Source organism: Massilia sp. TSP1-1-2 (assembly GCF_049896185.1).
Classification (GTDB): Bacteria; Pseudomonadota; Gammaproteobacteria; order Burkholderiales; family Burkholderiaceae_D; genus Telluria_A.
The window spans coordinates 1-956 of the sequence record NZ_JAFCTU010000137.1 but is presented as its reverse complement, the minus strand read 5'-3'; the positions used below and the strand labels follow the sequence as shown (position 1 = coordinate 956).

General features: G+C 61.5%; 1 pseudogene. It reads left to right on the top strand.

The annotated features are described in order from the left end of the window. Nucleotides 1–866: pseudogene (locus ACP7BV_RS27305) on the top strand (IS3 family transposase); the annotation flags it as partial. Between the last annotated feature and the right edge of the window lie 90 nt (nucleotides 867–956).

The following is a 956-nucleotide window of genomic DNA, read 5'->3' as shown; positions in this document are numbered from 1 at the left end:
CAGTGATGACGCGGATGGCGTGGGTGAGCCCTGAAAAGGACATGGCGGTGAGCCAGCAATGTGAGCTGGCGGGCGTGTCCAGGGCCACTGTTTATGCTCAGCGCAAGCCGCAGGAGGTCTGCATTGTGGAACTGCTGCTGTGCCGGCTGATCGACGAGGAATACACGCGCCGGCCGTTCTACGGCAGCCGCAAGATGGTGTGCTTTCTGCTGACCCAGGGCCACGTCGTCAATCGCAAACGGGTGCAGCGCATGATGCGCGAGATGGGACTTGCGGGCATGGCGCCGGGGCCGAACACGAGCAAGGCGCATCCAGAAAACAAGGTCTATCCGTACCTGCTGCGCGGGGTGCCGATCGAGCGCCCCAACCAGGTGTGGAGTACTGACATCACGTACATCCGGCTGGCGCATGGCTTCGCGTATTTGGTCGCCGTGATCGACTGGTACAGCCGCAAGGTGCTCAGCTGGCGCATCAGCAACAGCATGGACGCGTCGTTCTGCGTGGACTGCCTGGAGGACGCCCTGCGCTCGCACGGGACGCCCGAGGTGTTCAACAGCGACCAGGGTTCGCAGTTCACCAGCGAGGCCTTCACGGGCGTGCTCAAACGCGAGAGTGTCACCATCAGCATGGACGGGCGTGGACGCGCCTTCGACAACATCTTTGTGGAACGACTGTGGCGCACCGTCAAGTACGAGGACGTCTACCTGAACGGCTACGCAAACATGGGCGAGCTGATGCTTGGCCTGACGGCGTACATGATGTTCTACAACGAAGAGCGCTTCCACCAGGCGCTGGGTAACGATACGCCGAGCAAGGTGTATCAGTCCGGGATCGGCGGCGGTGCCATGATCCTGGAGAAATACGGTGACGATGATGAGCCAGAAGCGCCAACGGAGGACACATCATCGACGGTAGAAAACGCGGGGCAGCGCCGGGCAGCTGCATGTGAAATAAGC